24 protein-coding genes are annotated in these 26,855 nt (G+C 66.6%); 10 read left to right on the forward strand and 14 right to left on the reverse strand.

The window, feature by feature from the left end; all coding sequences use genetic code 11:
* Nucleotides 1–7: 7 nt before the first annotated feature.
* Nucleotides 8–1,777 (reverse strand): acyl-CoA dehydrogenase family protein, encoded by a 1,770-nt coding sequence (locus ACILRJ_RS10825; protein WP_395683198.1) that lies wholly within the window; start codon nucleotides 1,775–1,777, stop codon nucleotides 8–10.
* A gap of 182 nt (nucleotides 1,778–1,959) precedes the next feature.
* Here ACILRJ_RS10825 and ACILRJ_RS10830 point away from each other — a divergent pair, with 182 nt between their 5' ends.
* From ACILRJ_RS10830 to ACILRJ_RS10845, 4 genes are all read left to right on the forward strand, one after another.
* Nucleotides 1,960–2,532, forward strand: coding sequence for an NADPH-dependent FMN reductase (locus ACILRJ_RS10830; RefSeq protein ID WP_395683199.1), 573 nt, complete (start codon nucleotides 1,960–1,962; stop codon nucleotides 2,530–2,532).
* A 224-nt stretch (nucleotides 2,533–2,756) separates the two neighbouring features.
* The gene (locus ACILRJ_RS10835; protein WP_395683200.1) at nucleotides 2,757–4,934 is read left to right on the forward strand and encodes a PAS domain S-box protein; all 2,178 of its coding nucleotides are present in this window, start codon (nucleotides 2,757–2,759) and stop codon (nucleotides 4,932–4,934) included.
* 66 nt (nucleotides 4,935–5,000) lie between these two features.
* A complete protein-coding gene (locus ACILRJ_RS10840) occupies nucleotides 5,001–5,339 on the forward strand; it encodes a DMT family protein (RefSeq protein ID WP_395683201.1) in 339 nt (112 codons plus the stop codon).
* A 115-nt stretch (nucleotides 5,340–5,454) separates the two neighbouring features.
* Entirely contained in the window at nucleotides 5,455–6,186 is a 732-nt protein-coding gene (locus tag ACILRJ_RS10845) for a DUF3761 domain-containing protein (RefSeq protein WP_395683202.1), read from the forward strand.
* A 72-nt stretch (nucleotides 6,187–6,258) separates the two neighbouring features.
* Here ACILRJ_RS10845 and ACILRJ_RS10850 read toward each other — a convergent pair whose 3' ends face one another.
* From ACILRJ_RS10850 to ACILRJ_RS10865, 4 genes are all read right to left on the reverse strand, one after another.
* Nucleotides 6,259–7,410, reverse strand: coding sequence for a choice-of-anchor Q domain-containing protein (locus tag ACILRJ_RS10850; RefSeq protein WP_395683203.1), 1,152 nt, complete (start codon nucleotides 7,408–7,410; stop codon nucleotides 6,259–6,261).
* A gap of 679 nt (nucleotides 7,411–8,089) precedes the next feature.
* On the reverse strand, nucleotides 8,090–10,894 hold the full coding sequence (locus ACILRJ_RS10855; protein WP_395683204.1) for a TonB-dependent receptor plug domain-containing protein: 2,805 nt from the start codon (nucleotides 10,892–10,894) through the stop codon (nucleotides 8,090–8,092).
* Nucleotides 10,895–11,013: 119 nt separating this feature from the next.
* Entirely contained in the window at nucleotides 11,014–11,952 is a 939-nt protein-coding gene (locus tag ACILRJ_RS10860; protein ID WP_395683205.1) for a helix-turn-helix domain-containing protein, read from the reverse strand.
* A gap of 85 nt (nucleotides 11,953–12,037) precedes the next feature.
* Nucleotides 12,038–12,895 carry a carbon-nitrogen hydrolase family protein gene (locus ACILRJ_RS10865; protein WP_395683206.1) on the reverse strand — a complete coding sequence of 286 codons (858 nt, stop codon included), beginning with the start codon at nucleotides 12,893–12,895 and terminating at the stop codon, nucleotides 12,038–12,040.
* Nucleotides 12,896–12,957: 62 nt separating this feature from the next.
* Between ACILRJ_RS10865 and ACILRJ_RS10870 the strand changes: the two genes are divergently transcribed.
* A complete protein-coding gene (locus tag ACILRJ_RS10870) occupies nucleotides 12,958–14,160 on the forward strand; it encodes a GlxA family transcriptional regulator (protein ID WP_395683207.1) in 1,203 nt (400 codons plus the stop codon).
* 72 nt (nucleotides 14,161–14,232) lie between these two features.
* Here ACILRJ_RS10870 and ACILRJ_RS10875 read toward each other — a convergent pair whose 3' ends face one another.
* The 4 genes from ACILRJ_RS10875 to nudE all read right to left on the reverse strand — a co-directional run bounded on the left by ACILRJ_RS10875 (nucleotide 14,233) and on the right by nudE (nucleotide 17,653).
* Nucleotides 14,233–14,763, reverse strand: coding sequence for a hypothetical protein (locus ACILRJ_RS10875; protein WP_395683208.1), 531 nt, complete (start codon nucleotides 14,761–14,763; stop codon nucleotides 14,233–14,235).
* 211 nt (nucleotides 14,764–14,974) lie between these two features.
* A complete protein-coding gene (gene mazG / locus ACILRJ_RS10880; RefSeq protein WP_395683209.1) occupies nucleotides 14,975–15,775 on the reverse strand; it encodes a nucleoside triphosphate pyrophosphohydrolase in 801 nt (266 codons plus the stop codon).
* 517 nt (nucleotides 15,776–16,292) lie between these two features.
* Nucleotides 16,293–17,096: a 3'(2'),5'-bisphosphate nucleotidase CysQ gene (cysQ, locus tag ACILRJ_RS10885; protein WP_395683210.1), complete on the reverse strand. Its 804-nt coding sequence runs from the start codon at nucleotides 17,094–17,096 to the stop codon at nucleotides 16,293–16,295.
* On the reverse strand, nucleotides 17,093–17,653 hold the full coding sequence (gene nudE / locus ACILRJ_RS10890) for an ADP compounds hydrolase NudE (RefSeq protein ID WP_395683211.1): 561 nt from the start codon (nucleotides 17,651–17,653) through the stop codon (nucleotides 17,093–17,095). Before nudE ends, cysQ begins: the two co-directional genes overlap by 4 nt.
* Nucleotides 17,654–17,819: 166 nt before the next feature.
* Here nudE and ACILRJ_RS10895 point away from each other — a divergent pair, with 166 nt between their 5' ends.
* The 3 genes from ACILRJ_RS10895 to ACILRJ_RS10905 all read left to right on the forward strand — a co-directional run bounded on the left by ACILRJ_RS10895 (nucleotide 17,820) and on the right by ACILRJ_RS10905 (nucleotide 21,500).
* Nucleotides 17,820–18,779, forward strand: a complete 960-nt coding sequence (locus ACILRJ_RS10895) for an acetyl-CoA carboxylase carboxyltransferase subunit alpha (RefSeq protein WP_395683212.1) — start codon at nucleotides 17,820–17,822, stop codon at nucleotides 18,777–18,779.
* A 17-nt stretch (nucleotides 18,780–18,796) separates the two neighbouring features.
* On the forward strand, nucleotides 18,797–19,996 hold the full coding sequence (locus ACILRJ_RS10900) for an acyltransferase family protein (protein WP_395683213.1): 1,200 nt from the start codon (nucleotides 18,797–18,799) through the stop codon (nucleotides 19,994–19,996).
* 73 nt (nucleotides 19,997–20,069) lie between these two features.
* Nucleotides 20,070–21,500 (forward strand): hypothetical protein, encoded by a 1,431-nt coding sequence (locus tag ACILRJ_RS10905; protein WP_395683214.1) that lies wholly within the window; start codon nucleotides 20,070–20,072, stop codon nucleotides 21,498–21,500.
* A 54-nt stretch (nucleotides 21,501–21,554) separates the two neighbouring features.
* On the opposite strand, the gene ACILRJ_RS10910 is transcribed toward ACILRJ_RS10905, so the two are convergent.
* Nucleotides 21,555–21,857 carry a hypothetical protein gene (locus ACILRJ_RS10910; RefSeq protein ID WP_395683215.1) on the reverse strand — a complete coding sequence of 101 codons (303 nt, stop codon included), beginning with the start codon at nucleotides 21,855–21,857 and terminating at the stop codon, nucleotides 21,555–21,557.
* 186 nt (nucleotides 21,858–22,043) lie between these two features.
* Between ACILRJ_RS10910 and kbl the strand changes: the two genes are divergently transcribed.
* Both kbl and ACILRJ_RS10920 read left to right on the forward strand, forming a co-directional pair.
* A complete protein-coding gene (kbl, locus tag ACILRJ_RS10915; RefSeq protein ID WP_395683216.1) occupies nucleotides 22,044–23,240 on the forward strand; it encodes a glycine C-acetyltransferase in 1,197 nt (398 codons plus the stop codon).
* A gap of 124 nt (nucleotides 23,241–23,364) precedes the next feature.
* On the forward strand, nucleotides 23,365–23,835 hold the full coding sequence (locus ACILRJ_RS10920; RefSeq protein WP_395683217.1) for a hypothetical protein: 471 nt from the start codon (nucleotides 23,365–23,367) through the stop codon (nucleotides 23,833–23,835).
* Nucleotides 23,836–23,932: 97 nt separating this feature from the next.
* Here the strand turns inward: ACILRJ_RS10920 and ACILRJ_RS10925 are convergent, their stop codons facing one another.
* From ACILRJ_RS10925 to ACILRJ_RS10940, 4 genes are read right to left on the reverse strand one after another with little or no spacing between them, the layout of a single operon-like run.
* Entirely contained in the window at nucleotides 23,933–24,715 is a 783-nt protein-coding gene (locus ACILRJ_RS10925) for a pseudouridine synthase (protein WP_395683218.1), read from the reverse strand.
* Nucleotides 24,715–24,981 (reverse strand): acylphosphatase, encoded by a 267-nt coding sequence (locus tag ACILRJ_RS10930; protein ID WP_395683219.1) that lies wholly within the window; start codon nucleotides 24,979–24,981, stop codon nucleotides 24,715–24,717. Before ACILRJ_RS10930 ends, ACILRJ_RS10925 begins: the two co-directional genes overlap by 1 nt.
* A gap of 4 nt (nucleotides 24,982–24,985) precedes the next feature.
* Nucleotides 24,986–25,462 carry a TlpA family protein disulfide reductase gene (locus ACILRJ_RS10935; protein WP_395683220.1) on the reverse strand — a complete coding sequence of 159 codons (477 nt, stop codon included), beginning with the start codon at nucleotides 25,460–25,462 and terminating at the stop codon, nucleotides 24,986–24,988.
* On the reverse strand, nucleotides 25,459–26,769 hold the full coding sequence (locus tag ACILRJ_RS10940; protein WP_395683221.1) for a virulence factor BrkB family protein: 1,311 nt from the start codon (nucleotides 26,767–26,769) through the stop codon (nucleotides 25,459–25,461). Before ACILRJ_RS10940 ends, ACILRJ_RS10935 begins: the two co-directional genes overlap by 4 nt.
* Nucleotides 26,770–26,855 lie beyond the last annotated feature (86 nt).

The raw sequence follows: 26,855 nt of genomic DNA on the forward strand, positions 1-26,855 counted from the left end.
GCTGCGTTCAGATCACGTCCCACGGATAGCCACCGCGCTCCAGCACCATGCCGGCCAGCCGTTCGATCGCGGCGTCTTCGTTGCGCTCCAGCCCGCGCACGTTGCGCGCCATGCGCCGGCGTGCCTGGCGGGTGAACGTCTCGGCAATCAGCAGCGCGTCGGCCGCGGTCGGGTCGGCCTGCTTGAGCAGGCTGTCGGCGCGCGAGAGCACGCACAGGCCGACGAACAGGTCGATGGCGATGTCGCCGATGCGCTTCTGGGCGTGCTGCTGGTCGGCGATCGCCTTGCCGTGCTTGCGCAACAACGCGTCGGATGCGCGCGATAGTTCGACCACGAACTTCTCGTAGGTGCCAGCGGCCTTGCGCAGCGCAGGCGAGAGGAGTTGCGCGATGCGGTCGGTGCCGACGCCGGTCACCTCGCGCATGCGCCGGCTGGTGTAGTCGCCGAGCACGCCGAATCCCTTGATCGGGTCGTTGAAGATGTCGCCCACCGCCGCCTTCAGTTCGCTCAAGCCCGCGCCGACGCCCTTGAGCCCCGACAGCGCGATGTACAGGCGCAGGATTTCGTTGGTGCCTTCGAAGATGGACAGGATGCGCGTGTCGCGCGTGACCTGCTCGTACGGAAACTCGCGCATGAAGCCGGTGCCGGCGGCGATCTGCAATGCCTCGTACGACGCGCGCTGCACCGCTTCGCTGGCGAACACCTTGCTGATCGCCGCCTCCACCGAATAATCGGTGCAGCCGCTGTCGATCAGGTGCGCGACCATCCATACCGTGCTCTCGGCGGCGAAGCAGTCCACCGCCATCTGCGCGAGCTTCTCGCGCACGAGGCCGAACTCGGCGATCGGTCGCTCGAACTGCTTGCGGTCCTTCGCCTGCGCCTGTGCCAGCCGGATCAGCGTGCGCATGCCGCCGACCGCGCCACCACCGAGGCCGGTGCGGCCGCTGTTCAAGATGCTCATCGCGACCTTGAAGCCCTTGCCGACCGGGCCGAGCACGTTCTCCGCCGGCACGCGCACGTCGGCGAAGGCGACGGTGGTCGTGGACGAAGCGCGGATGCCCATCTTGTCCTCGTGCGGACCATGGCTGACACCCGGCCACGCGGCCTCCACCAGGAACGCGGTGATCTTGCCTTCCGGCGTGTCGGTACGCGCGAACACCGTGTAGAAACCGGCGATGCCGCCGTTGGTGATCCAGATCTTCTCGCCGTTGAGCGTCCAGCTGCCGTCGTCGTTGCGCGTGGCCCTGGTGCGGATCGAAGCGGCATCGGAACCGGCGCCGGATTCGGTCAGGCAGAACGCGGCGATCAGTTCGCCGCTGGCGAGGCGCGGCAAATAGCGCTGCTTCTGCTCATCGCTGCCGAACAGCAACAGGCCCTTCATGCCGATCGAACTGTGCGCGCCGATGGTCAGCGACACCGAACTGTCGTGGCTGCTGGTCTGGCCGAGCACGCGCGCATAGGCGCCGTTCGACAATGCCAGCCCGCCGTATTCTTCCGGAATGATCAGGCCGAACAGGCCCATGTCGCGCAGCGCCTGGATGAAGTCGGCGGGCTGCTCCGCTTCGCGGTCGTAGCGCTTGAGATCGGTGGCCTTGTCGGTCAGGAACTGGTCGATCGCATCGGTCATCGCACCGAGCATCTCGCGATCACGCTCGCGCATAAGCGGGTACGGGAACAGGTTCTGTTCGAGGATGTTGCCGAAGAACAGCTGCTTCGCCGCGCTCTCGTCGAGTCGTGGCGCCGCGATGGCAGGATGCTCGGGAACGGGCGAGGACATGGCGGACTCCGCATCGGGGCAGCGGCTACTATTCGCCTTGCTTCCGGCGCAGGCAAGCAGGAGTTGCGACGACGTTCGCAGGACGACGTTCCAGCGAGCAGGGAACGGGTACAGCGGGCAGCACCGAGCGACTACGAGGCCGCAGCGATCGTGCTAAGTTCGGGCACCCATCGGAGAGTGCCATGACAACCTACAAGGTCGGTTATCTGGTCGGCAGCCTGGCCAAGGCTTCCATCAACCGCAAACTGGCGAAGGCTCTGGCGAAACTGGCGCCTCCGGAGCTTCAGTTGCACGAAATCTCCATCGGCGACCTGCCGCTCTACAGCTACGACTACGACGCCGACTTCCCCGAGGCTGCGAACCGCTTCAAGCAGGCGATCGCAGACGTCGACGCGGTGTTGTTCGTCACGCCCGAGTACAACCGTTCGATCCCCGGCGCACTCAAGAACGCGATCGACTGGGCCAGCCGCCCGTACGGGCACAACTCCTTCAGCCGCAAGCCTACCGGCGTGATCGGCACCTCGCCGGGCGCGATCGGCACCGCGGTCGCGCAGCAACACCTGCGCAGCGTGCTGTGCTTCTGCAACTCGCCGCTGATGAACACGCTGGAAGCCTACATCCAGTTCACGCCGGGCCTGATCGACGACGAGGGCAACGTGGGCAACGAAGGCACCGCAGGATTCCTGCGCAAGTACATGCAGGAATTCCACGGCTTCGTCGTGCGCGTGACGACCGTGCTGCCACGCGCGGGTTGAGTGCCGGGCGCAGCTTCGCCGCTGCGCCCAACACGCTGTCCCCGGCTTGCCAGCGGCGTGTACACGCTGTCCGGTCGTTGCGCCGCGGTTGAACGGCGTTCCGGACTGGCGCATGAATGGCCCGCCCGTGCATTGTGGAATTGATCTGAGCCCAGGTGTAGGGTCGAGCGCGTGCGCAGAGAACAGTCCGCGTGCATCGCCGTTGCCGCGGAGCCCCTGGCCGCATGACACATCCAGCCCCATTTCCCGCCGATGAAGCCGCACGCCTGCGGCGCCTGCTGGCGCTGAACGTACTCGACAGCGAAGCCGAGCCGCTGTTCGATGCGTTGACGCGCGCGGCCGCACATGCGGTCGGCGCGCCCATCGCGCTGGTGAGCCTGATCGATGCCGAGCGGCAGTGGTTCAAGGCCAACGTGGGCCTGGAAGGCACGAGCGAGACGCCGCGCGACGTGGCTTTTTGCGGCTACACCATCATCGACGACGACGTGTTCATCGTGCCCGATGCGCGCAAGGACCCGCGCTTCGCCGGCAACCCGCTCGTCACCGGCGAAACCGACGTGCGCTTCTACGCCGGCGCACCGATCACCTTGAAGGACGGGCTGCGCATGGGTGCGCTGTGCGTGATCGACCACAAGCCGCGCGAACTGACGCGCGAGCAATCGGCGATCCTGCGCGAGCTCGCCCGCGCGGCCGCCGAAGCGCTCGACCAGCGCGCCCTCGCGCTCGAGCGCAACGCGGCGTTGCAAGGCGAACGCGAGGCAGAGCGACGCCGCAGCGAAGACCACCAGCGCCTGGCGAGCATCCTCGAGGCAACCCATGCCGGTGTCTGGGAGTGGAATCTCGAGAGCGGCGAACTGCGCGTCAATGCGCAATGGAGCCGGATACTCGGCCACGAACCGCGCGAACAAATCATCGTTGCCAGTCCGCTGCACGCGGTCGCGCCCGAACTTGCGGGCGGCCGGGGCGAAGGTGAAATGCGCCAGACGCATCCCGACGACTGGCAACACGTGCGGGACATGCTCGCGGCCTACCTCGGCGGTGCGAGAACCCTGTTCGAAACCGAGACACGCATGCGCCACAAGGACGGGCACTGGGTATGGGTGAAGACCAGGGGGCGCGTATCCCTGCGCGGCGACGATGGTGAACCGCTGTCGATGCACGGCACGCTCGTCGACATCAGCGAACGCAAGGAGATTGAACGCAAGCTGCAGGAAAGCGAGGCGTTCCTCGATCGCACCGGTCGTGTCGCCGGCGTCGGCGGCTGGCAGGTCGACCTCGACAGCAACGAGATCATCTGGTCGGACCAGACCTGCCTGATCCATGACATCCGGCCCGGCCACCAGCCGACGCTCGAGGAAGCGGTCCGGTATTTCCGCGAAGACCAGCGCGACGTGCTGCAGGACGCCATCCGGCAAGGCGCGACCGATGGCAAGGGCTGGGACCTCGAGTTGCCGCTCGTTACGGCGAAGGGGCGATCGATCTGGGTACGCATCGTCGGCACTGCGGAACTGGAGGATGGCCGGCCGCGGCACCTGATCGGCGCGATCCAGGACATCACGTTCCGCAAGCGCGCGGTGGAGGCTCTGGAATTGAGCGAGAGGCGCCTGCGCAAGCTGTTCGAGCAGAGCCTCGGGTTGATCTGCACGCACGACCTCGATGGCGTGCTGCTCACCGCCAACCCGGCGGCGGCGGCGGCGCTCGGCTACTCGACCTCGGAAATCCTCGCCCGGCGCCTGTCCGACTTCATGCCGCCCGAGCTGCGACCCGAATTCGACAAGTACCTTGCGACGGTGACGAGTAACGGGACCGCGTCCGGCGTGCTGCGCCTGGTGGCCAAGGACGGCAGCCTGCGCACGTGGCAGTTCCACAACACGCTCGACGACGAAGGCGACGAGTCCTACGTACTCGGCCACGCGCTCGACATCACCCAGCGCGAACACTACGAACGCCAGCTGCGCGACTGGAGTGTTCGCGACACCCTGACCGGTTGCTACAACCGGCGCTATCTGGCGGAGGTTGCAGCCGGATTGCGCGACGGCGACCCGTGGGGATGCATCGCGGTCGACCTCGATCGTTTCAAGCAGGTGAACGACACCTACGGCCACCAGCGCGGCGACGAGGTGCTCGTCGCGATGGGCAAGTTCCTCGCCGGCCACGTTCGCCCGCGCGACATCGTGGTGCGCGCCGGCGGCGACGAGTTCCTCGTGCTGCTGCCGATGACCGACGACCAAGAAACCGCGAAGATCGTCGAGCGCCTCGATGCGCACCGGGGCGAGGCACCGATCGGCTTCACCCTCGGCCACGCAGTCCGCCACGGCAACGAATCGCTCGACAGCGCGCTGGCTGCCGCCGACAAGCGCCTGTACGCAATCCGCGCCACGCGTGCCACGCCGCCACGTTGAGCGGCCTCCTCGTGGCGGCGAAAGCTCGCGCTACCATGCACGCTTTCCGTGCCGCGAGTCGAGCCCATGTGGAACGCCCTTCTGCCCGTCCTGCTGCTGATCGGATCGAACGTGTTCATGACGTTCGCCTGGTACGGCCACCTGAAGTTCACCGACCGGCCGCTGTGGCTCGTCATCGTCGCCAGTTGGGGCATCGCGTTCTTCGAGTATTGCCTGCAGGTACCGGCGAACCGCTACGGCTACGCGGTGTTCAATCCGGCGCAGCTGAAGGCGATGCAGGAAATCATCACGCTCGGCGTGTTCGTCGTGTTCTCGGTGTTCTATCTCGGCGCGGCGATCAAGTGGAACCACATCGCCGGTTTCGGATTGATCGTGGTCGCGGCATTCCTGATCTTCAAGGAATGAAACGCGCGCGCCTTGCTGAAGGGATGCTTTCACGAAGCTGACGACGCGAAGCTCTGCCATGCTGGATGGGCAATTCCGATCCGGAACGCTGGTTCATCCTGCGAGGAGAGTTCGCATGAAAGCGCTGCTGATGTCGTTGGCGATGGGCTTTGGATTCTTCACCGCGGTCGCGCACGCGCAGGCACCCGCCTCGGCGCCCGCGGGAAGCACGGGGCTGTGCAAGGACGGCACGTACTACTCGGGCGACTCGAAGAAGGGCGCGTGTCGCGGCCACAAGGGCATCAAGGAGTGGTACGCCGGTGCAGCCGCACCCGCCGCCGACCGCGATGCACCGACGAAGACGAAGTCCTCCTCGCGCAAGTCGAAGACCGATGATGCGGCAGCGAGCGCGCCGGTAGCGGCGTCGACGGGCAAGCCGGATGACGCGACCGGGTTGTGCAAGGACGGTTCGTACACGACCGCGGATTCGAAGAAGGGCGCCTGTCGCGGACACAAGGGTGTGAAGGAATGGTACGCGGCAGCGGCTCCCGAGGCAGCACCGATGCCTGCACCGAAACCCTCCCCGCCTGCGCCTGCCACGAAGGCATCCGCGCCCACGCCGGCACCGATGCCTGCACCGAGCGCGGCGCCGGCATCGACGCGCGCCGCTCCGCCAGCGGCTCCGCAAACACGCACGGCCGCTGCAGGCGGTGGTGCCGGCAAGGTATGGCTCAATACCGAGACCAGGGTCTACCACTGCCCGAATGATCGCTACTACGGCAAGACCAAGCAGGGCGAGTACATGAGCGAGGCCGATGCGATCGCGAAGGGCGCGCATGGTTCGCACGGCAAGGGGTGCACGCAATAGTCGCGAACGACGATCGCAGCGTCGACGGGCTGCAGCTTCGCAGTCCGTCGACGCCTCGACCGAGCGGCATGGCTATTCGAAGCTGTCGTAGAAGATCAGATCGATCGCCGCGCCGGCCTCGACGGCGCCGCTGTCGCAGGAAGAATTCGCGATGCCGCCTGGCCGGGTCGCGCCGCGCTGGTCGTACGGCAACATGCATTGCGCGTTCGGGATGCGGTTGATCGCCGCGCTGCCTGCGGCCGGCAGCAACGTCTGCGTCGCACCACCGTTGTTCGCGAGCGCGCCGAGCATCGGATTGCCGCTGCCGTCACCCGGCTGCAAAAACGAACACGAGGTCGCACCGAACCAGACGTTGTAGCCCGCGGAAACGAGTGCCGTGCTGCTGCCGTCGCAATTGCCGTTCGTGTTGTTGGCGATGATCGAGCGGCTGACCGTCAGAACGGCGGGATCGTTGCTGTAGATGCCGCCACCGAACGTCTGGCCGGTGTTGCCGGTGATGGTCGAGTACATGACCGTGGCAATGCCGCCGGTCTGCTCGATCGCCGCACCGCCGGAGCCGGCACCGGTCGTGCTGTTGCCGGTGAAGGTCGAGTCGGCCACGTCGAGGTCGGACGTGCTGGAAATCGCTCCGCCACCAGTCGCGGCCTGGTTGCCGGTGAACGTGCTGTAGCGGATCGTCGCGCTACCGCCGTCATTGCGTATCGCACCACCGTGGCCGTCCGCTCCCGTTCCGGTGTTCACGTTGGCGGAGAACGTGCTGCGTTCGACGATGAGGCTGTTCTGGTTCAGGATCGGCGCACCGATCGACACGTTGTTCTGCATCTTGACCTGGTCGAGGCGCAGGAAGCCGAAATTCTCCAGCGCATGCGCGCTGCTGAACTCGCCGTGCTGCAGGGTCAGGCGTTTCAGCACAAGAGTCGCCGAACCGAATATCTGGAAAAATGCCGACGAATTGCCGCCGTCGAACGTGATCGTTCCGCCGCCATCGATGACGACCGCATTCGAGACCTGCTTGTATCCGGCAAACGTGATCGTCGCGGTGCCGCAGTTGAACGTGATCGTGCCGCCGCCGCTGCCGTCGACCGTCGACAGTACGCTCGAGAATCCCGCGTAATTGCAATTGCCCGGCCCGACCACGCCATTCACGGCATCCGCCTGCTGCGCGAACGCGGCGATGAGCAACAACGAAATCGTGCGGACCATCCAGTCCAGGTGCCTGTGCATGTCGCCTCCTCCAATGGTATGCGCAGGGCCAGGCGCGGATGCGCGGCCCTCTCCTCCCTAGGGAACGGCAAATGGCCGCGCAACGAGACATGGCCACGACGCTCTTTCCGGTTTCGGGTTGCGCACTCCCACTCCGGCGCGTCCCGGCGATCATCCTGCGCCGCGAATGAGGCATCCGCAAGTTCGTGCACGCGCGGCACTCAGGCGTCCGCATCGCGCGGCACCTTCCGCCCGGCACCTGCGTGCCGCCAAAACGAAGGCCACGCGGGATCGCCGCGTGGCCTGTCTGGAGTTCCTGCATTGCGATCCACACGGATGTGGAGAGTGTCCACTGGCGCCGGGAGCGCCAGTGGACCAGGTGTTCAGTCCATCCATGGACTGCCGGAATTTGCTCCTGCAATTCGATCCACAAGGACGTGGTGAGTGTCTGCTGGCGCCGGGAGCGCCAGGAGACCGACCCACAGGAATGTGGGAAGTATCCGCGGATGTCTGGAACATCCGCGGACCGGCATTCCGTCCATCCATGGCACACCTGCAATTGCTCCTGCATTGCGATCCACACGGATGTGGTAAGTGTCCGATGGCGCCGGGAGCGCCAGCGGACCAGGTGTTCAGTCCATCCATGGACTGCCGGAATTTGCTCCTGCAATTCCGGCATTCCGTCCATCCATGGACATCATCAGAACTTGACGGTCACGCGACCCCAGTAGTAGCGGCCGATCGGGTCATAGGTGTTGATGTCGATGTTGGCATTGACGGTCGACTGGTAGTACAGCGGCGGCTGCTTGTCGCCGAGGTTGTCGACGCCGATGTCGATGCGCGTGTTGATCGGTTCGATGTTGTAGCCGAACGAAACGTTGTGATACACGACCGCACCGATCGGCAGGAACCCCTGCGGCAGGCCGCGGAACGCACCCGCCTTGTTGGCAAGGTGGCCGATGTAGCGCTGCTGCCAGTTGGCCGAGAAGTCGCCCATCTGCCACGACACGCTGCCCAGTGCACGCCAGCGCGGGAAGCTGCCGAATTGCTGGTTGTACGTGCCCGCGACGAACGACGTCGGGCTGGCCGGTACGGCACTGTTGTACGTGCTGAGGTACGTCGCGTTGAGGCCGAGCGTGAAGTTGCCGAACGAGGTCTCCGGCAGCTTGTACACACCCGCGAAGTCGACGCCCTTCGCGTCGAGACGGCCGAGGTTGACGTATGACACGCCGCTGATGTTCGTGATCGTGCCCTGTGCATTGAGGTTGATGTAGCCGCAGTACGGGTTGCTCGCGTCGTACGCGTGCGTGGGCGCGTAGCACAGGTCGACGATGGTCTGGCCGGTCGGACGCTGGATGTTGTTGACCAGGTAGATGCGCCACAGGTCCGCGCTCAGGGACAGCCCTGGCAGCCATTGCGGGTCGTACACGACGCCGAAGTCGAACGACTTGCCGTTCTCCGGCTTGATCGGGAAGCCCGAAACCGCCGCACCGGTGAAGATCGTCTGCACCTGCGTGTTGCCGGTCGAACGCGGCTCGCCGAATGCCGGATTGAACGTGTACGAATCGAAGGAACTCACCGTTCCGGTGAATAGCTCGACGGTGTTTGGCGCACGGAATACCTTGCTCAGCGTGCCACGCAGCAGCAGGTCCTCGATCGGACGGTACTCGACTGCGAGCTTCCAGTTGTTGGTGCTGCCGAACGTGTTGTACTTCGACCAGCGATCGCCGAGCGTCACGTTGAGGCTGTGCACGAACGGCAGGTCCTTCAGGATCGGCACGAACGCTTCGACGTACGCTTCCTTCACGTTGTAGCCGCCCGTGTAGGGCGACGTGCACAGTGACGCGGAGCCGGCCGGGCAGGTATTGGTGACCGGATCGGTCAGCGTGACCGTGTCGGCGAACTGGCGCAGGTAGAACTTGCGGTAGTTCGCACCGGCCGCGAGTCCGACCGAGCCGGCCGGCAGGTCGAACAGCGTGCCGTTGACGTCGAGGCCACCCTGGCGCTCGGTCTGCAGGCTGCCGTTGTCGACGCCGAGCGAATAGAACTGGTGCAGCAGCGTCGCGGTGTTCGGGTCCTGCTGGTTGAAGATGTTCAGGCAGGTGTTGGTGTCGAACGGCACGCCCGCCTGCGGCAGGTTGCAGTTGTCGCCGAGCGCGCGCGCGGCACCCGCCGCATTGAAGTAGTTGACGTTGCGGAACGCGATCGACTGGTGGCCGTAGTTGCCCCACAGGTCGTACTGCCAGCTTGTATCGAAGATGTTGCCCTTGAGGCCGATGCGCGCCTGGTCGGTCTTCGTGTTGAAGTTGATGATGCGCGGACCGAGCGCGGTCAGGCGCACGCCGAAGTCGTAGCCGTCGGCCGAGCCGGCGCCGATGTCGACGCCAAACGGGTTGTACGGGTTGCCGGCCGTCACGGTGACGCCCGACGGACCCAGCTGGATCGGCAGCGGAGCGAGCTGTGCAGCCGAGCGCGTCGAGTTGTGGAAGACCTGCATGTAGGCTTCCATCGAATCGCCGAGCTTGTAGTTGCCGTTCACGAAGAAGTTGACGCGTTCCTGCGGCGTGGTGATCAGGTTGATCGGCGCGAAGTTGAACGTGTCACCCGTGCTCGTCGACGAGGCCGGCTGGTAGCAACGGTAGCCCTGCGGGATGCCATCGCCGCCCGGTGCACTCGGATCGACGGTACCGTAGCCGTAGTAGCTGCAATTGGCGAACTGCGGCACGCCGACGAAATAGCCGCCCGGACCCGTGAACGAACCTGCGCGACGCACCGCAGTGCCGGTGCGGTTCAACGAAAGGGAGAACTGCGAGAAGTCGCGGTGGCCGGCGAGGATCTGGTCGGTCTTGTTGTAGTCGATGCCGGCAATCAGGCTGCCCTTGTCGGACGTCTGGCCGAACGTGACGGCGAATCCGCGACGCGCCCCGTCGTCGCGATCGGAGATGCCGTAGTTCAGCTGCAGCTCCGCGCCCTGGTAGTCCTTGCGCGTGATGAAGTTGACCACGCCCGCGATCGCGTCCGAACCGTACACCGCGGAAGCGCCGTCGGTCAGGACTTCGATGCGCTCGATCGCCGCACTCGGGATCGCATTGACGTCGCCATTGGTGATGCGCTTGCCGTCCAGCAACACGAGGGTGCGGTTGCTGCCGAGGCCACGCAGCGAGATGAAGGCACCGCCGGTGCCGCCGCCGTTGTTGACGTTCGGGTTGTTGGCGTTGCCGGCGATCGTCGGCAGTTGCTGGATGAGGTCGCCAACGGTCAGCTTGCCGGACTTCTGGATCTCGGCGCGGTCGACCGTGATGACCGGGTTGGACGTTTCGATATCGACGCGACGGATGTTCGAACCCGTGACGGTGATCGTGTCGAGCTTCTGGCTGGTGGTGTCCGCGTCTTGTGCCGAAGCGGATCCGACGCCGACGCCGATCCCGATCAGCGTCGAAACTCCCGCCAGACCGTAGGTGCGCAACCCCTTTTGTATCGCGCTTCGGAGCAGTGCATTTGCCATGTTTTCTTCTCCAATGAAGGATTGCCGCAGAAGACGGCAATCTGTCGCACACATTAAGAAAGCGTGAAGCGTTCGCCTAAGCAAAAGCACGCCGGCGGCGTGAAAAATTTGCGCGTTCGCTAGCCCGCCAGCGCATCGACCGGCTCGCCACGTCGCCGAGCGCTTCCCGGCGTCATGCCGAAGCGCTGCCGGAACGAGCGAGAAAATGCACTCGCGGTCTCGAAGCCGCTTTCCGCGGCGACCTCGTTGATGGCCAGCATGCCGACGCGCAACAGGCGGGTGGCCCGCGCGAGTCGCTGTCGCACCAGGAACGCGTGCGGCGTTTCGCCATAGACGGCACCAAACGCACGGATGAAATGGCAGGGCGAGTAGTTCGCCAGGCGCGCGAGCTCGTCGTTGTCGATCTCCAGGTGGCAGTTCGCGGTCAGGTAATTGCGCACGCGCTGCAGGCGCACGAAGACCTGGCGCCGCTGCGCATACGTTCGGCCCGCGCAACGCCCGATCGCGTCGGCGAAGCCGGCTTGCAAGGTGAGCAGGCGCTCGACCACATTGTCGGCCGCCATGTCGATGCCTTCCCCGCTGGCGATCGCACGCGCCAGGCCCAGCGTCCGGCGCCTGAGATCGATGTCGATTGCATGTCGCGCCGGAATCAGCGAGGCATCCATGAGCGGGATGCCGAACTGCCCCTGCATGACGTGGCGCCAGGCGGATGGTCGGCCGAGCAGCACGACCCACAGCGAATTGCCGCGTCCGATCGCATGCGCACCCGCGTCGGCTTCGGTGACGCGCGCTTCCCCCACGTGCAGCAGGCTGTCGCCGTCGCTGCCGATCTGGACGCGACCGCGCAACGGAATCCAGATCGCGCACACGCTCGCGTCGGTACGCAGCTGGCAGCCGCGGCCGCCACCGAGGATCGCCATGAGGCCCTTGTGCGCTATCGGCGATGCACCGCGCGTGGAGAGATCGAGGCTGGCACCATGCGCAATCCATTGGCTGGTGACGGGATAGCAGGCTTCTCCGAGCCTGCTTCGCTTGGGTATCCGCGTGGCCAAGGTCATGCTCCCCGCTGCGAATGAGCGACGCGAGGCGACTGCCGCCACGCTTCGGTGACGATCGTCGCGACGCACTTGCGATGCATCCTGGTCATTCCAAGTCTCCGATTGGTGAAGGGAGCCGCGCGTGCCCGCTCTTGCGCTTGTCGGCGATGAACGGCATGCCGATCTCGCGCACGTTGCACGGGTATCTGCGCTGCGCATTCGCGACCAGCGAAAGGTTGATGCCCATGGTGAGCAGAGGCCGGTCGGCGGAAGTCATGCCGAGAAGGTTTCCGGTCGGCGAGTAGATGAATCCCTTGCCACCGAAATGCGGGACGCGGCCGCCCGCAGGCGAAGCGCGATTGGAGCTCAGGACGTAGCAACCGGAGACGATGGCAGCCATGCGGGCGGAGGCGTGCCAATGACGCATGGACGCACCGCTTGCGCGCGGCGCGACGATGAGCTGAGCGCCCTCGCGACGGTAATGCCGCGCCCACTCGGTGAACATGAGCTCCGTGCAGAGCAGCACCCCGATGCGCATGCCGCGGTGTTCGATGACGTCGAAGCCGGGTTTCGCGGCTGCGAACCACGTGTCCTCGAAGAATCCCGCTTCCTGGGGAAAGTACTGCTTGTGATGGATGGCGGCGTAGCGCCCGTCTCCGAGCAGGAAGGCTTCGTTGGCAAGCTTGTCGGCCGCGCGGATCGGCCGCGAGCCGATCACTGCGGCCGGCAGGCGTTCGATCGCCCGCAGTGCCGTTTCGTGCAGGTCCAGGCTCGCTGTCGCCGATTCGTCGCAGAACGAATCATCGCGGGCCAGCCAGGGTCCGAACGGCAATTCGTTGAGCAGGAGGATGTCCGGTCGTTCGGCCTCGACGCGCCGAACCAGGTCCAGCCAGGCCGGGTGTTCCGGCAGCAGGCCATCCGGCAACTGGCAGACGCCGACATTCATGAGGCCGTCACGCGGCATGGCCGTGCTCCCGCGGGATGCGGCGCGTGCAGGCAATGCGGGCTTGGAACCTGAACATGGAAATGGACGTCGACGGGCGTTGCGAAAATGCTAGCCAGTCCAACGCGTCGCCACGCGACGGACGACGACCGATAAGGAGCAGATTCCGACCCGCGCGCAATAATCGGCTATTCAACGCTTCGAGTTGGGATAGGCTGCAATCCCGCATCTGGATGTCGTGTGCGCAAATGAAGGCACATTCCATGGTGGACTTGCTGTTCGTCATCGTGCCGCATTCGCTGCTGCTCGATATCGCCGGCCCGGCGGAGGCCTTTCGTCTCGCGAACCTGCACCTGGGCGCGCGCGGCATGCCGCCTCGCTTCAACCTGCGCTTCAGCGCCGACACGCCGGCGCTTTCCACTTCGGTAGGTTTGTGCGTCGCCGATCTCGAGCCGTTGCCGGAGATGCTGCGTGCGCCCACCTGGATCGTGCTGGTCGGCCAGCCGAGCGCGTTCGCGCGCAAGAGCTCGCCCGAAATCGAAGCGACCGCGCAATGGCTGCGCCGCACGATGCGCGCTCCGCTGGACGCACGCGACTCGCCGCATCGACTCGTCGCGATCTGCTCGGGCGCACTGCTCGCCGCCCGCGCGGGGCTGATCGGCGAGCGCCAATGCACCACTCATCACGAACTGCTCGGAGTCCTGCGTACGCTGGCACCCAAGGCGCAGGTCGTGGACAACCGCGTTTTCCTCGTCGATGGCCCGGTGGCCTCCAGTGCAGGCGTGACCGCGGGCATCGACCTCGCCTTGCACCTCATTGCAGAGGCTTGCGGCGAGGCCGTGGCGGCCGCCGTCGCGGAGGACATGGTCGTGTACCTGCGGCGCTCGGAGCTCGATCCCGGACTGTCACCCTTCCTCGCCCACCGCCGTCACATGCATGCGGCGGTGCATCGAGTACAGGACGCGGTCAGCGCCGCACCCGAGCGCGAGTGGACCCTCGCTTCGATGGCCGCTCTGGCGCATGTCACCGAGCGTCACCTGCTTCGGCTGTTCCTGCGCCACGCCGGCGTCTCGCCGCTGCACTACCTGCAAGCGATGCGACTGGAGCGAGCGCGCCAATCGCTTGAACACGGCGCGAGCGTGACGATCGCGGCAGAAGTGGCCGGCTTCCGCTCGGGGCTGCATCTGCGCCGCGCCTGGCATCGCAAGTGGGGTGGCTCGCCTCGCGACGCCCTTAGACCCGCGGCGATCCGACCGGCCTTCGAAGCTGCCGCCCACGCGGAATGAGAGCGCGCTGCACCGATCCGCCGACCACCCGCGCGCGAGAGGCGTGCGCGGCTTCGTCAGTGCGATTGTTCGTCAGCCGCCATCCACATGCTTCACGAACAGCACGTCGAACGCCTGTACCCAGGTCTTGCCGCCGTCTTTGGACAGGACCGCGGATTCACGCACACCCTTCGGGTGGGGTTTCCAGGTGATGCGCTGCATGACCGACTTGCCATCCTTGAGATGCGCTTCGCCTTCGAGGATCAGCGCACCATCCCTGACGTTGCCGACGATCACCATGATCGAACCGCGATTGGTGACCCAGGTCTGCTGCCACTGTTTGCGCACCGGGTCGTAGCTGAGGATGCTGTCGCCGATGAGTCCATCGGCCTGCTCGTAGAGTTCGTGGATGGCACAGCCCTGGGCAATCGGTTCGACCCGGGCGCGCGCCACGGATGCACCGTCCGGCGCGTCCGTCTCGAACGTGTCCCAATCGCCTATCCAGTAATCCAGTTGATGATATTCCGCGGCGCCGCAGTGGGGCGACACCGCTGTTGCAGACGCAGGACGCTCTGCGCTGGCTGAGGTGACGAGCAGGGCGAGGACAAGAAACTCCATCCGCATGAGCGATTCCTTTTGGCATTCCGTACGTCGCACGACGCGACGCAGGATTGTCACAGGAGCCGTCAGGATCGGAGCAGCCGAATCCTTCCGCATGATTGGCGGAAATTGTCGAAATCAGTGCGAAGACGCCAGTGCCACGGTCGCTGCCGCGTTGCAGATCCGTTGAACCCGCGCCAAGGCACCCATGAAGGTGCCCGATAGTCGGCGAACCTCATTCGGAGCCGCGCTCTTCCGCCTTGGCGCGATTCCAGAGGGCATCCTGCGCCGCGAGTGGACGCTCCGCAAGCGCACCGCCTTCGGCCGCCGCGAACGCTTCCATGCGGCGGAAACGCTTCTCGAACTTCGCGTTCGCGTGACGCAAGGCCTGCGAGACATCGACCTTCGCGTGACGTGCAAGATTGACGCAGACGAACAGCACGTCGCCGATCTCGTCGGTCAGGCGCGCCGCATCTGCACCTGCAGCGAACTCGGCGCGCACCTCGTCGATCTCTTCGTGCAGCTTGTCGAACACCGGATTCACGTCCGGCCAGTCGAAGCCGACGCGCGCGGCCTTCTGCTGCAACTTCAGCGCGCGCTGCCACTCGGGCATGCCGCGCGAGACGCCCGCCAGCGCGCTGCTGTCCGCGTCGCCCTGCGCGGCGCGCTCGCCGGCCTTCAGTTCCTCCCAGTTGGCGAGCTGCGCGACCGCCGACGGGGCGGCCTCGGCCTCGCCGAACACATGCGGATGACGCCGCACCATCTTGTCGCAGATCGCCGCGACCACGTCGGCGAACGCGAAGTGTCCATCCTCCTCGGCCATCCGCGCATGGAACACGACCTGCAGCAGCAGGTCGCCGAGTTCGTCGCGCAGGTGCGCGTAGTCCTTGCGGTCGATCGCGTCGGCGACCTCGTAGGCCTCCTCGATCGTGTACGGCGCGATCGTCTCGAACGTCTGCTCGACGTCCCACGGACAGCCGTTCTCGCGATTGCGCAGGCGCGCCATGATGGCGAGGAGGTCGTCGATTGAATTCATCCGGGATCCTGTTGATGGTGGAGCGGCGGGAGCCGCGATGCTTTGCTTGTCTGAGGACTGGGGGCGGCGGCACGCGCTGTGCGCGTATCGCCCTACTGGCTGAAGGGCATCGCGGCTGAAGCAATTCCTGCGGCAGCATGGCGCCTGTCGCTTTGCTTCTGCGCGCAGGAGCGCGCCGCTTCTACCGGGGTCCCCTTCGGCAACGGTGAATGGCGGACGACAAAGCCCGCAGGGGCGCGCGCACGATGCGCGCGCGTTCGCCGTCAGCGCACGGATGCGCTGTCGGCGAACCTCGGCCGACGTTCACGCACCCGCTGGGCAGGATGCCCGGCGGGCGTTGCCGTAGGGGTGCCCTTCTCTTTGGTGACTTTCTCTTGGGCAGGCAAGAGAAAGTCACCGGCCCGCAGGGATGCGGGACGAACATGCACGGACGCGGGTCGGTCATCGCGAAAATGTATCCCCGAAAAACAAACCGGCAGCGCAACGAAACAACACCATGCCATCCCACAAAAACCCTTCAGGGTTTGGCGAGAAGCGAGGACCAGTCCGCGTCGCGATCGCCGACCGCGAAGAAGTCCGGATTCAGCAGCGACTCGCGCGTGTTGTAGCGGAACGGATGGCCGTCAAAATCGAGCACCGCGCCGCCGGCTTGTTCGAGTACGCATTGCCCGGCGGCGGTGTCCCATTCCGAGGTCGGGCCGAGGCGCAGGTACAGGTCGGCTTCGGCGGCGGCGATGCGCACGAACTTCAGCGACGAGCCCAGCGGCAGCTTCGCGCACGCTCCGAGACGCGCAAGCAGCGCGGCTTCGTGTTCGGAGCCGTGCGAGCGGCTGCCGGCGACGACCAGCGGCGACGCACGCCGACGCGTGCCGATGCGCTGCGCCTTTTCGCCACGCTGCGACAACCACGCGCCGCCGCCTTCCCAGGCGCAGGCGAGCTCGCCGCTGACCGGCGTCTGCACGACGCCGAGCACCGGTCGATGATCGGCGATCAACGCGATGTTCACGGTGAACTCGCCGTTGCGCTTGACGAACTCGCGCGTGCCGTCGAGCGGGTCGACCAGCCAGTAGTGCGTCCAGCGCGCTCGCTCGACCCACGCGATGTCGGCCGATTCCTCCGACAGCACCGGCAGCTGCGGCGCCAGTGCATGCAGGCCATCGACGATCACGCGATGCGAAGCGAGGTCGGCCGCGGTCAGCGGCGAACGGTCGTCCTTGTGCTCGACCGCGAAGTCCGAACCGTACACCTCGAGGATCGCCGCCGCCGCGCGTTCGGCGAGGACGCCGGCATGGCGGGCGAGATATTCGAGATCGAGGTTCATGGCTGCGGCCGATAGCGGCCGGCAAGGAATTCGCGCGCCATGAACAGCGCGGCGATCGAGCGGCTGTCGCTGACTTCCGGGTGCTCGAGCAGCGCGTGCAGCCCGGACAGTTTCCACGGCACCACCTCGAGCGGCTCCGGCTCGTCGCCGGCAAGGCGTTCCTCGTGCAGTTCGCGCGCGATCACGACATTCGTCATCGCGGTCATGTACGCGGGCGACACCGACAGCGTGCCGAGGATGTGCAGCTCGCGTGCGCCGAAACCGATTTCTTCCTTCAGCTCGCGGTTCGCGCCCTGCTCGGCCGTCTCGTCGCGATCGAGCCGCCCCTTGGGAAGCCCGAGCTCGTAGCGGTCGACGCCGACCGCGTATTCGCGCACCAGCAGCACGGTGTCCGCGTCCTGCATCGGCACGATGATGACTGCGCCGAGGCCGGAGCTCTGCAGGCGCTCGAACGTGCGCCGCTCGCCGTTGGAGAACTCGAGGTCGACCTGCTCGGCGCGCAGGAAGTGGCTGGACGATACGGATCGTGTCGCAAGGATGGTCGGTCGTTTGTGCATGCGGCAATTGTACGAGGGCCGGGAAGCTCGATGTGGCCTGCGCCGGCCCGGCACTGGCGCAGGCCGGGGTGCCGGCTCCTTGCGGGCGGGCCGCATCCCTCGCGCGTGCGCACAAGTCGCTATACTCGCGTCTTTGCGCCGCCCCGACTGGCGCGAACAGCTGCGAATGAACCCGAACTTCCTCGATTTCGAACAACCGATCGCCGAACTGGATGCAAAGATCCAGGAGCTTCGCCATGCCAGCCGCGGCCAGTCGTTCAACATCGAGGATGAGATCGGCACGCTCCAAGGCAAGCTGAAGACGAAGACCGCGGAAATCTTCCGCAACCTCACCTCGTGGCAGATTGCCCAGCTTTCGCGCCACCCGGCGCGCCCGTACACGCTCGACTACATCGGCGTGATGTGCGAGGAATTCCACGAACTCGCCGGCGACCGCGCCTACGCCGACGACGCCGCGATCGTCGGCGGCATCGGCCGCATCAACGGCCGCGGTGTGATGATCATCGGCCACCAGAAGGGCCGCGACACCAAGAGCAAGATCCGGCGCAACTTCGGCATGCCGCGCCCGGAAGGCTATCGCAAGGCACTGCGCCTGATGCAGATGGCCGAACGCTTCGGCCTGCCGATCCTCACCTTCATCGACACGCCGGGCGCCTATCCCGGCGTCGGCGCCGAAGAGCGCGGCCAGAGCGAAGCGATCGCGCGCAACCTGCTCGAGATGGCGCGCCTGCGCGTGCCGATCGTGTGCACCGTGGTCGGCGAAGGCGGCTCCGGCGGCGCGCTCGCGATCGGCGTCGGCGATCGCACCAACATGCTCGAATACAGCACCTATTCGGTGATCACGCCGGAAGGCTGCGCCTCGATCCTGTGGAAGACCGCCGAGAAGGCGAAGGACGCGGCCGAGGCACTCGGCATGACCGCGCCGCGCCTGCTCGAACTCGGCCTGGTCGACAAGGTGATCCGCGAACCGCTGGGCGGCGCCCATCGCAATCCGAAAGCGATGGCCGTACGCCTGAAGGCGGTGCTGCTGAACCAGCTCGACGAACTCGCGCCCCTCGACAGCGGCGCCCTGCTTGACCGGCGCTACCAACGCCTGCGCGGCTACGGCGCGTTCACCGGCGGTTGAGCGCGCAGCGCCCACTCGTGTCCGACGCGCGCCTCGCGACCGCGGCCGAGTTGCCGACGCTGACCGGGCTGCGTGGTTTCGCCGCGCTGTGGGTGCTGGTCTACCACCTGTGGGCCGACGCCGGCCCGCGCCTGATGACGCTCGAAGTCGGCACCCACGTGCTCGACCTTACACCGCTGTTCTCGTGCGGCTGGGCTGGTGTCGACATCTTCTTCACGCTGTCCGCGTTCCTGCTCAGCCTGCCGTTCGCGAGCTGGCAGCTCGGTGGAGCGCCGCGGCCGTCGCTGCGCGTGTTCTGGCTGCGCCGCGTGCTGCGCATCGTGCCCGCGTACTACGCCCAGCTCGGGGTGCTGCTGGTGCTCGCCGGCGCGTTCGGCATCGGCACCTGGCCGGGCATCGGGCAACTGCTCGGCAATCTCGCGCTGTGGACGAATTTCGGTCCGTACGGTGCGGCTCCGATGAACCCGGTGACCTATACGCTGCCGATCGAGTTCTGCTTCTACCTGCTGCTGCCGCTGCTGGCCCTGCTGTTGCGGCCGCGCGCGTGGCCACTGCTGGCGCTGCTCGCGCTGGTCACGACGCAGGTCTATCGCCACCTGATGTTCGCGCCGATCGCGCACGCCGAGGTGCCGCTGCGCGTGATCGCGATGGAGCAACTGCCCGGGCGGCTCGACCAGTTCGTCGCCGGCATGCTCGCGGCCTACGCCTATACCCGCGCGGCAATCGCGCGCCGCCTGCCCGGCGCGCGCGCGAATGATGCGCTGTTCCTGTTTGGAGCCGGCGTGTTCGCCGCGATGCTATGGCTGATCCACTACAACAGCAGCGACTACTGGGACGGCAATCCGCTGCTGTTCACCTGGCACGGCATCGTCGGCGTTGCGGTCGCACTGATGCTGTTCGCCGCCGCGGCCGGCAGCCGCGTCGCCAGCGTGCTGTTCGGCAACGCACTCCTGCGCTACCTCGGCGTGATCAGCTTCGGCGTTTACTTGTGGCACTTCCCGCTGATCCACTGGCTGGATGCGGCGAACGCGTTCGCGCGCATCGACGGCTATCGCCTGCCGTGGTCCCTGCCGGTGGTGCTGCTGCTGAGTTGCGCGCTGGCCGACCTCTCGTACCGGCTGGTCGAGCGCCCGGCGCTGCGACTGGGGCGCCGCAGCCGCCATCCCGGACTCGCTACCGAGCTGGTGCCACCGCCCAACGCATCCGCTCCGGGGTGAGATGCATTCATGCGCTATTGTCGCGGCGCGCGGCATCGTGGCCGACCGTCCATCGCTACCGGCCCGCGCTCCGTTGATTACGTCGCCTCCCCAGCACCTGCGACGCATCCTCCGCGGCGCGCGCAGCCCCTGTCTGACCCTGCTGCTCGCACTCGCCACCGCGCACGCGGCGGATGAAGGCGGTGTCGCCACCGAGGAAGAACCGCTCATCGATGCCGCCTCGCTGGTGCAGCCGGCCCTGTTGTCCGGCCCCGGCTACAGCGTCGATTCGCGCGTCGAGTTGCGCGGCTACATGGCGCGCTTCCTGATCGACACGCCGCTTGGGCCGTTGCAGGCGGACAGCGTCGAGATCCTCGCGGAACGCGAAGCGGAACTGCCGGCAATCGAGGCGCTCGATCGGGTCACCCGTTCGGACGCGTTCCTGCGCGCGGCCGGCAATCGCATCGGTGCGACCGCCAAGTCGCTTGCGCAGATCGTGCTGCATCCGGTCGACAGCGTGCTCGGCATTCCGGCCGGTGTCGCGCGCTACTTCGGCCAGCGCCTCGAGCGGATCGGCAACCAGGCGCAGGCGCTGTCCGATCGCGCCGCGAAGACGCTCGGCAACAACGGCAATCCGTATCCGGCCGACGCCGGTCCGATGACCGACGCACGCGAGGAGGAAAAGTCGGAGGCGAAGCCGCGCAAGCACTGGTACTCGACGATCACGCGCGAGGCGGAGCGCGAATTCAAGCGCCAGGTGAAGTACAACCAGGTCAAGCGCGAGCTCGCCGAGCGTCTCGGCATCGATCCCTACACCGGCAACCCGTACGCACAGGAGCGCCTGTCCGCGCTGGCGTGGGTTGGCAGCGCCGGCGACTTCGGTGCCGGCAGCGCGCTCGGCACGATCGGCGGCGTCGGCGCAAACGCGCTCGCGCAGGGCGGCCGCATCAACGACCTCGTATGGAAGCTCGCACCCGATGATCTGCGCGCGCGCAATCGCGAGCGCCTGCAGGTGCATTGTCGCGACGAACTGCTGGTCCGCCAGTTCCTGCGCCGCGGCGCGTTCTCGCCGACCTTGCAGACCGCGTTCGCCGATGCGCTCGATGCACTGCAACCGGCGGATGGCTGCGACGCCCTGCTCGAACTCGGCATGACCGCAAGCTCGGACCTCGAAGCGCGCTTCATGGTCAACGCCTTGCGCCTGACCGTCGCGCACCTCGGCGCGCGCGCGCACGAGGGCAGCCTGCGTCGCATCGGTGCGGGCCTCGCCTATGTGGCGAAAGACGGGGAGTTCGTGCTGCCGCTGCCGGTCGACCGCCTCAGCTGGACCGACGAGGTGCGCAACTTTCTCGATCGCGGGGAATTGCGCGTGCACAACAGGACCGTGCTGATCGGCGGCGACGCCAGCCTCGCCGCGCGCCGCGGTCTGACCGAGCGCGGCTGGAACATACTCGTGCACGCGCAGCGCGCGGGCGCGCCTGCGTATGCGCGTGGCGGCGAACCCGCGGCCGTCGATATCGACTGAAGAGCGCTCGCGCGCGGAGCGGTGACCCGCTCCGCGCACGAACCGGGTCCGGCCTTACTCGACTTCGAGTTCCAGCCCGCCGACCCAGCCGGCAACGAGGTTGTAGATCGCCGCGCCGATGACTCCCGCGATGAAACCCATGATGCCGTACATGATCGGCATGAAGATCACCATGCCGATGCCGCCAAGGAATCCGATGCCGGCGGCGGAGCCGGAGTTTTGCGACATCGCCCCCATGAGCCCGCCGAGCATGGTGCCGAACAGCAGGAAGCACAGGCCGATGATCAGCCCGAACAGGCCCATGATGCAGGCCTGAAGAACACCCGCCTTGAGTACGCCGATACGCTTGATGACCATTGATTCCCTCCCGGAGATGAGTGCCGGCAATCGAACTGCCCCACGGCGGCGCCGACGAACCGCGGGGACACTCTTGCATAAACGTAGAAGAAGGGCATTCCCGAACGCGCCGGGTGCGATCGCTCCACGACCGCGGCCGGGACGGACCATGCGATACCATACGCTCCCCATTCCGGATGCAATGCCATGGACCACGCCGCGCAGCGCCGCCTCGCCGCCGAACTCGAATCGATCCGCGACCAGGGCCTGTACAAGAGCGAGCGCGTGATCACCACGCCGCAGTCGGCCACGATCCGCACCGACGATGGCCGCGAAGTGCTGAACTTCTGCGCCAACAACTACCTCGGCCTCGCCGACCATCCCGACATCATCGCCGCGGCCAAGCACGCGCTCGACACGCACGGTTTCGGACTCGCCAGCGTGCGTTTCATCTGCGGCACGCAGGATCTGCACAAGCAGCTCGAAGCGACGATCTCGACGTTTTTCGGCACCGACGACACGATCCTCTACACCAGTTGCTTCGACGCCAATGGCGGCTTGTTCGAAACGATCCTGTCGGACGAGGACGTGGTCATCTCCGACGCGCTCAACCACGCCTCGATCATCGATGGCATCCGCCTGTGCAAGGCCGAGCGCCGTCGCTACGCGAACAGCGACATGGCCGAACTCGAAAAGCACCTCGCCGATACGCAGGGCAAGCGCACGCGCCTGATCGCGACCGACGGCGTATTCTCGATGGACGGCTACATCGCCATGCTCGACCAGATCGTCGCGCTGAAGAAGAAGTACAACGCGCTGCTGATGGTCGACGATTCGCACGCGACCGGCTTCGTCGGCCCGACCGGGCGCGGCTCGGCCGAGTTGCACGGCGTGATGGCCGAGGTCGACGTGTTCACCTCGACGCTCGGCAAGGCGCTCGGCGGCGGCTCCGGAGGATTCACCACGGGCCGGCAGGAAATCATCGACCTGTTGCGCCAGCGCTCACGCCCGTACCTGTTCTCCAACACGTTGCCGCCACCGCTGGTCGCCGCCTCGATCAAGGTGTTCGAGATGCTTTCCTCGAGCACGAGCCTGCGCGACAAGGTCAGCGAGAACGCGCTGTATTTCAGGAAGCGAATGACCGACGCGGGCTTCGACATCCGCCCCGGCACGCATCCGATCGCTCCGGTCATGCTCGGCGACGCCAAGCTTGCGCAGGCCTTCGCGCAGGAACTGCTCGCCGAAGGCATCTACGTGATCGGTTTCTTCTACCCGGTCGTGCCGCAGGGACAGGCGCGCATCCGCACCCAGATGAGCGCGGCGCACACGCACGCGCAGATCGACCGCGCCGTGGAGGCGTTCGTGAAGATCGGGCGCAAGCTCGGGGTGCTGCCGGCCGCGTAGGACGTGTCTCGAACCGTTCGTGCCACGCAGCAAGCGCAGCGGTACGAAGTTCTTGCGAAGTCGAAACACCGCGGCGCGGTTTGCTACAGTAGCCTCGCCCAACGGCTCGTCGAGGTGATGCGACATGGCCAACGCACGTACCCAATTCGATGCCCTCGCTTCGGCGCTGCAGCAGCACAGCGAAGCGACCCAGGGCCTGCTCGCCGGACGCGCCTGCCTTTCCTTCGAAGGTGAAGCGTTCTTGGTGCTGTATCGGGAGAACGTCGCGTTCCGGCTCGCCGGCAGCGCCCTCACCCAAGCGCTCGCCCTCGCGGGTGCCAGCAGCTTCGATCCGATGAAGCCGGACGACCGCAACGCGATCGCGCCCGGATGGGTGCTGGTGCCGGTCGCGCACTGGCCGAGCTGGGAGCACTACGCGCAGGAAGCGATGCGCTGCGTGCGACTTGCACATACGCAGAACCTCTCGTGGCAGGTTCCTCCGCCCCCGCCGGACCCGGTCGACGCGGTGCCGCCTTCCAGCGCGCAGTCGCTTTCCGACCGCGCTGCAGCGGCCATGAAGTCCGGGTTCGGATTCGATCTCAAGCAGGACGTTTGAGCGCCGGGCTGGAGCCTGCGCTCCGGTCAACCCGGACCCGTTCGTGCCGAGCGAAGCTCCGCGAAACACTCGCCTTGATCCGGACCTGCGCTCAGGGTCAACAGGGATTCTCCAGCGACGCGACTTCCGCTTCGTCGAGCCCCCTCCACGCACCCTTCGCCAGCTCCCCGAGGAAGAGCGGTCCGATCGCGACACGCACGAGGCGCAGCACGCCGATGTCGAATGCGGCGAGGACGCGGCGGATCTGCCGGTTGCGGCCTTCATCGAGCACGACTTCGAGCCACGCGTTCCGGTCGCCGCGCCGCAGTTCGCGTACCGCCTTGAGCGCGAGGTGTTCGCCGCGATCGTCGATGCCGGCGTGCAGTGCCGCGAGCAGCGCGGCGTCGGGCAGGCGGTCGATCTGCACGTGGTAGGTCTTGTCCAATTGCGAGTCGGGCGCGGTGATGCGCGCAGCCCAGGCACTGTCATTGGTGAACAACAACAATCCCTCGCTCGCCTTGTCGAGCCGCCCTACCGGCGCCAGCCACGGCAGGCCAGCGCCTTCGAGCAGGCGGTACACGGTGTCGCGTCCCTGTTCGTCCGCGGCGCTCGTGACCACACCGCGCGGCTTGTTGAGCATGAGGTAGACACGCTGCTGCGCGCCGACGTGTGAACCATCGAGCGTGATGCGCTCCGCGGCCGCGTCGGTCGGGCGTTCCGGATCGCGCACGATGCGACCGTCGACGCCCACGCGCCCCTCGACGATCCAGCGCGCGGCCTGCGTGCGCGAAGCGATCCCGAACTTGGAAATCACGCGCGCCAGGCCATGGCGCGGCGCCGCCGACACGTTGCGTTCGCGCGACGGCACGCGCCGCGGCGGCGGAAGCGGGCGGCGCGCCATCAGCGTGTGCTGAAGCCGCGGTGCGCCTGTTCGGCGATGGCTTCGCGTTCGACGCCGCCGACGCGCGCGGACGGCGGCCCGTGTTGCAGCCACTGCGCGAGTTGCGCGAGTGCATCATCGCTACCGCTCGCGACGACTTCGACGCGGCCATCGGCAAGGTTCTTCGCGTAGCCGTGCAGGCCGAGTTCCTGCGCGCGGGTGCGCGTCGACGCGCGGAAGAACACGCCCTGCACGAGCCCGGAGACTAGAAAGCGCGCGCTTGGCACGCCGTCACTTCGCCTGCGAGCCGGTCCAGCGCTCGAGGTCGTCGCCGGTGATCGGACCGGTGAACTTCTTCCTGACCGTGCCGTCGGGGGCGATCACGTAGGTGATCGGCAGGCCGCGCGGGACCTCGAAATCCTTCGGCGGATGGTCGAGATCGCCCTGCGCGAGCGGATAGGAGACAGGATGGGCCTTCACGAACGCATCGATCTCGGCGCGCTCGGTGTCTTCCCAAGCGATGCCGATCGCGGCGACGTCCTTGTGCGCGGCGACGAACGCGGAGATGTCCGGCATTTCCTTGATGCACGGTGAGCACCAGGTCGCCCAGAAATTCACGATCACCCAATGGCCGCGATGCGCGGCAAGATCGAATGTCTTGCCGTCGAGCGTGGCGATGCTCAAGGTCGGCTTCGCCACCGTGTCCGCCAGCGCGGCAGTACCGGAGAACGCGAGCGCCAGCGCGAAGATCCAGGTCGGGTGTTTCATGCGTGCTCCGATGAAGGCGAGGGCGCCGCAGCGGCGCTCGACGCGGAACGTGATGGTACATCTGTCGGAAACAAGGCCGCCAACGGCAACCCGAGCGCTTCGCGCACATGCTCGCCGAGACGGTCGAGCTGCGCCGCCGCCGCTGGCGCGAGACCCGCGTGCGCGCCGAACTTTTCGAGCGGCAGGCGGTAGCTGCCTTCCTCGACCAGCTCGACCAGGCGCACCGTGGCGAGGTCGCGCACGACCACCCACTCGCCGGTTTCACCACGGCGGATCAGATCGATGCGATGCAGGTCGCCGAGGTAGCGTTGCAGCAGGTCGTCGGTCAGGAACGGCTCGGCCGCGCACAGGTCGGCGCTGTGCAGGCCGCGGCCCTCGCGATGCGCGTGGACGAAGCGCCCAAGCACGCGCAGCAGGCCGACCAGTTCGTGGCCGCGCCGCAGGCGCTGCGACGCAGGGCGATAGTCGAACGCGTTGAGGGACGCGGTGATCGACGCACCGAACAGCACGATCGCCCACGACAGGTAGATCCAGAAGATGAAGATCGGCACCATCGCGAGCGCGCCATAGACCTGCTGGTAGCTCGCATAGCTGGTCGCGTACAGCGCGAAGCCGCGCTTGGCGAGTTCGAACAACACCGCGGCGATCAGCGCACCGAGCAGCGCGTGGCGAAGGCGCACGCGGCGGTTCGGAATGACCGCGTAGGCGGCGATCAGGGCGCTCCAGACCAGCAGGAATGGCAGGATCGACAGCACGCGCGCCTTGATCGAGAACTGCGCCTCGGCCGCGCCGATGAACGGCAACGCGAATGCGTACGAGCTGATCGCGAGCGCGGCGACCAGCAACAGCGGCCCGAGCGTCAACGCGGTCCAGTAGACGATGAAGCGCGCGCCCGCGCGCCGCGCGACCTGCACGCGCCAGATGCGGTTGAACGCATCCTCGATGCTCATCATCAGCGACACCGCGCTGAACAACAGCACGAGCACGCCGACCGCGGTCGCCTGGCTGGCGTTGTCGGCGAACTGCGTGAGGTACCCTTGCACGGTATCGCCGGCGGCCGGCACGAAGTTCTGGAAAACCCAGTGCGCGAGTTGCTCGCGCCAGCCGGCGAACCCCGGAAACGCGGCGAGCACGCCGAGTACCGCCGCGGTCAACGGCACCAGCGCGAACACGGTGGTGAACGACAGCGCGCCGGCGGTTTGCAGGCAGCGGTCCTCCACGAATCGCTGCCAGGTGAACTCGAGGAACGCGACGATGCGTTCGCGATCGTGGTGCGGGCGGAGAAACCGGAGCAGTCGGTCGAGCATGCGGCAAAGACTAGCTTATGTGGGGACCGAGGGCGGCACGAAGCGAGTCGAGCGAGCCCGGCTCCGGCACGCACCGTGATGCCCGT

This window comes from Dokdonella sp., assembly GCF_044227025.1.
Lineage (GTDB): Bacteria > Pseudomonadota > Gammaproteobacteria > Xanthomonadales > Rhodanobacteraceae > Dokdonella_A.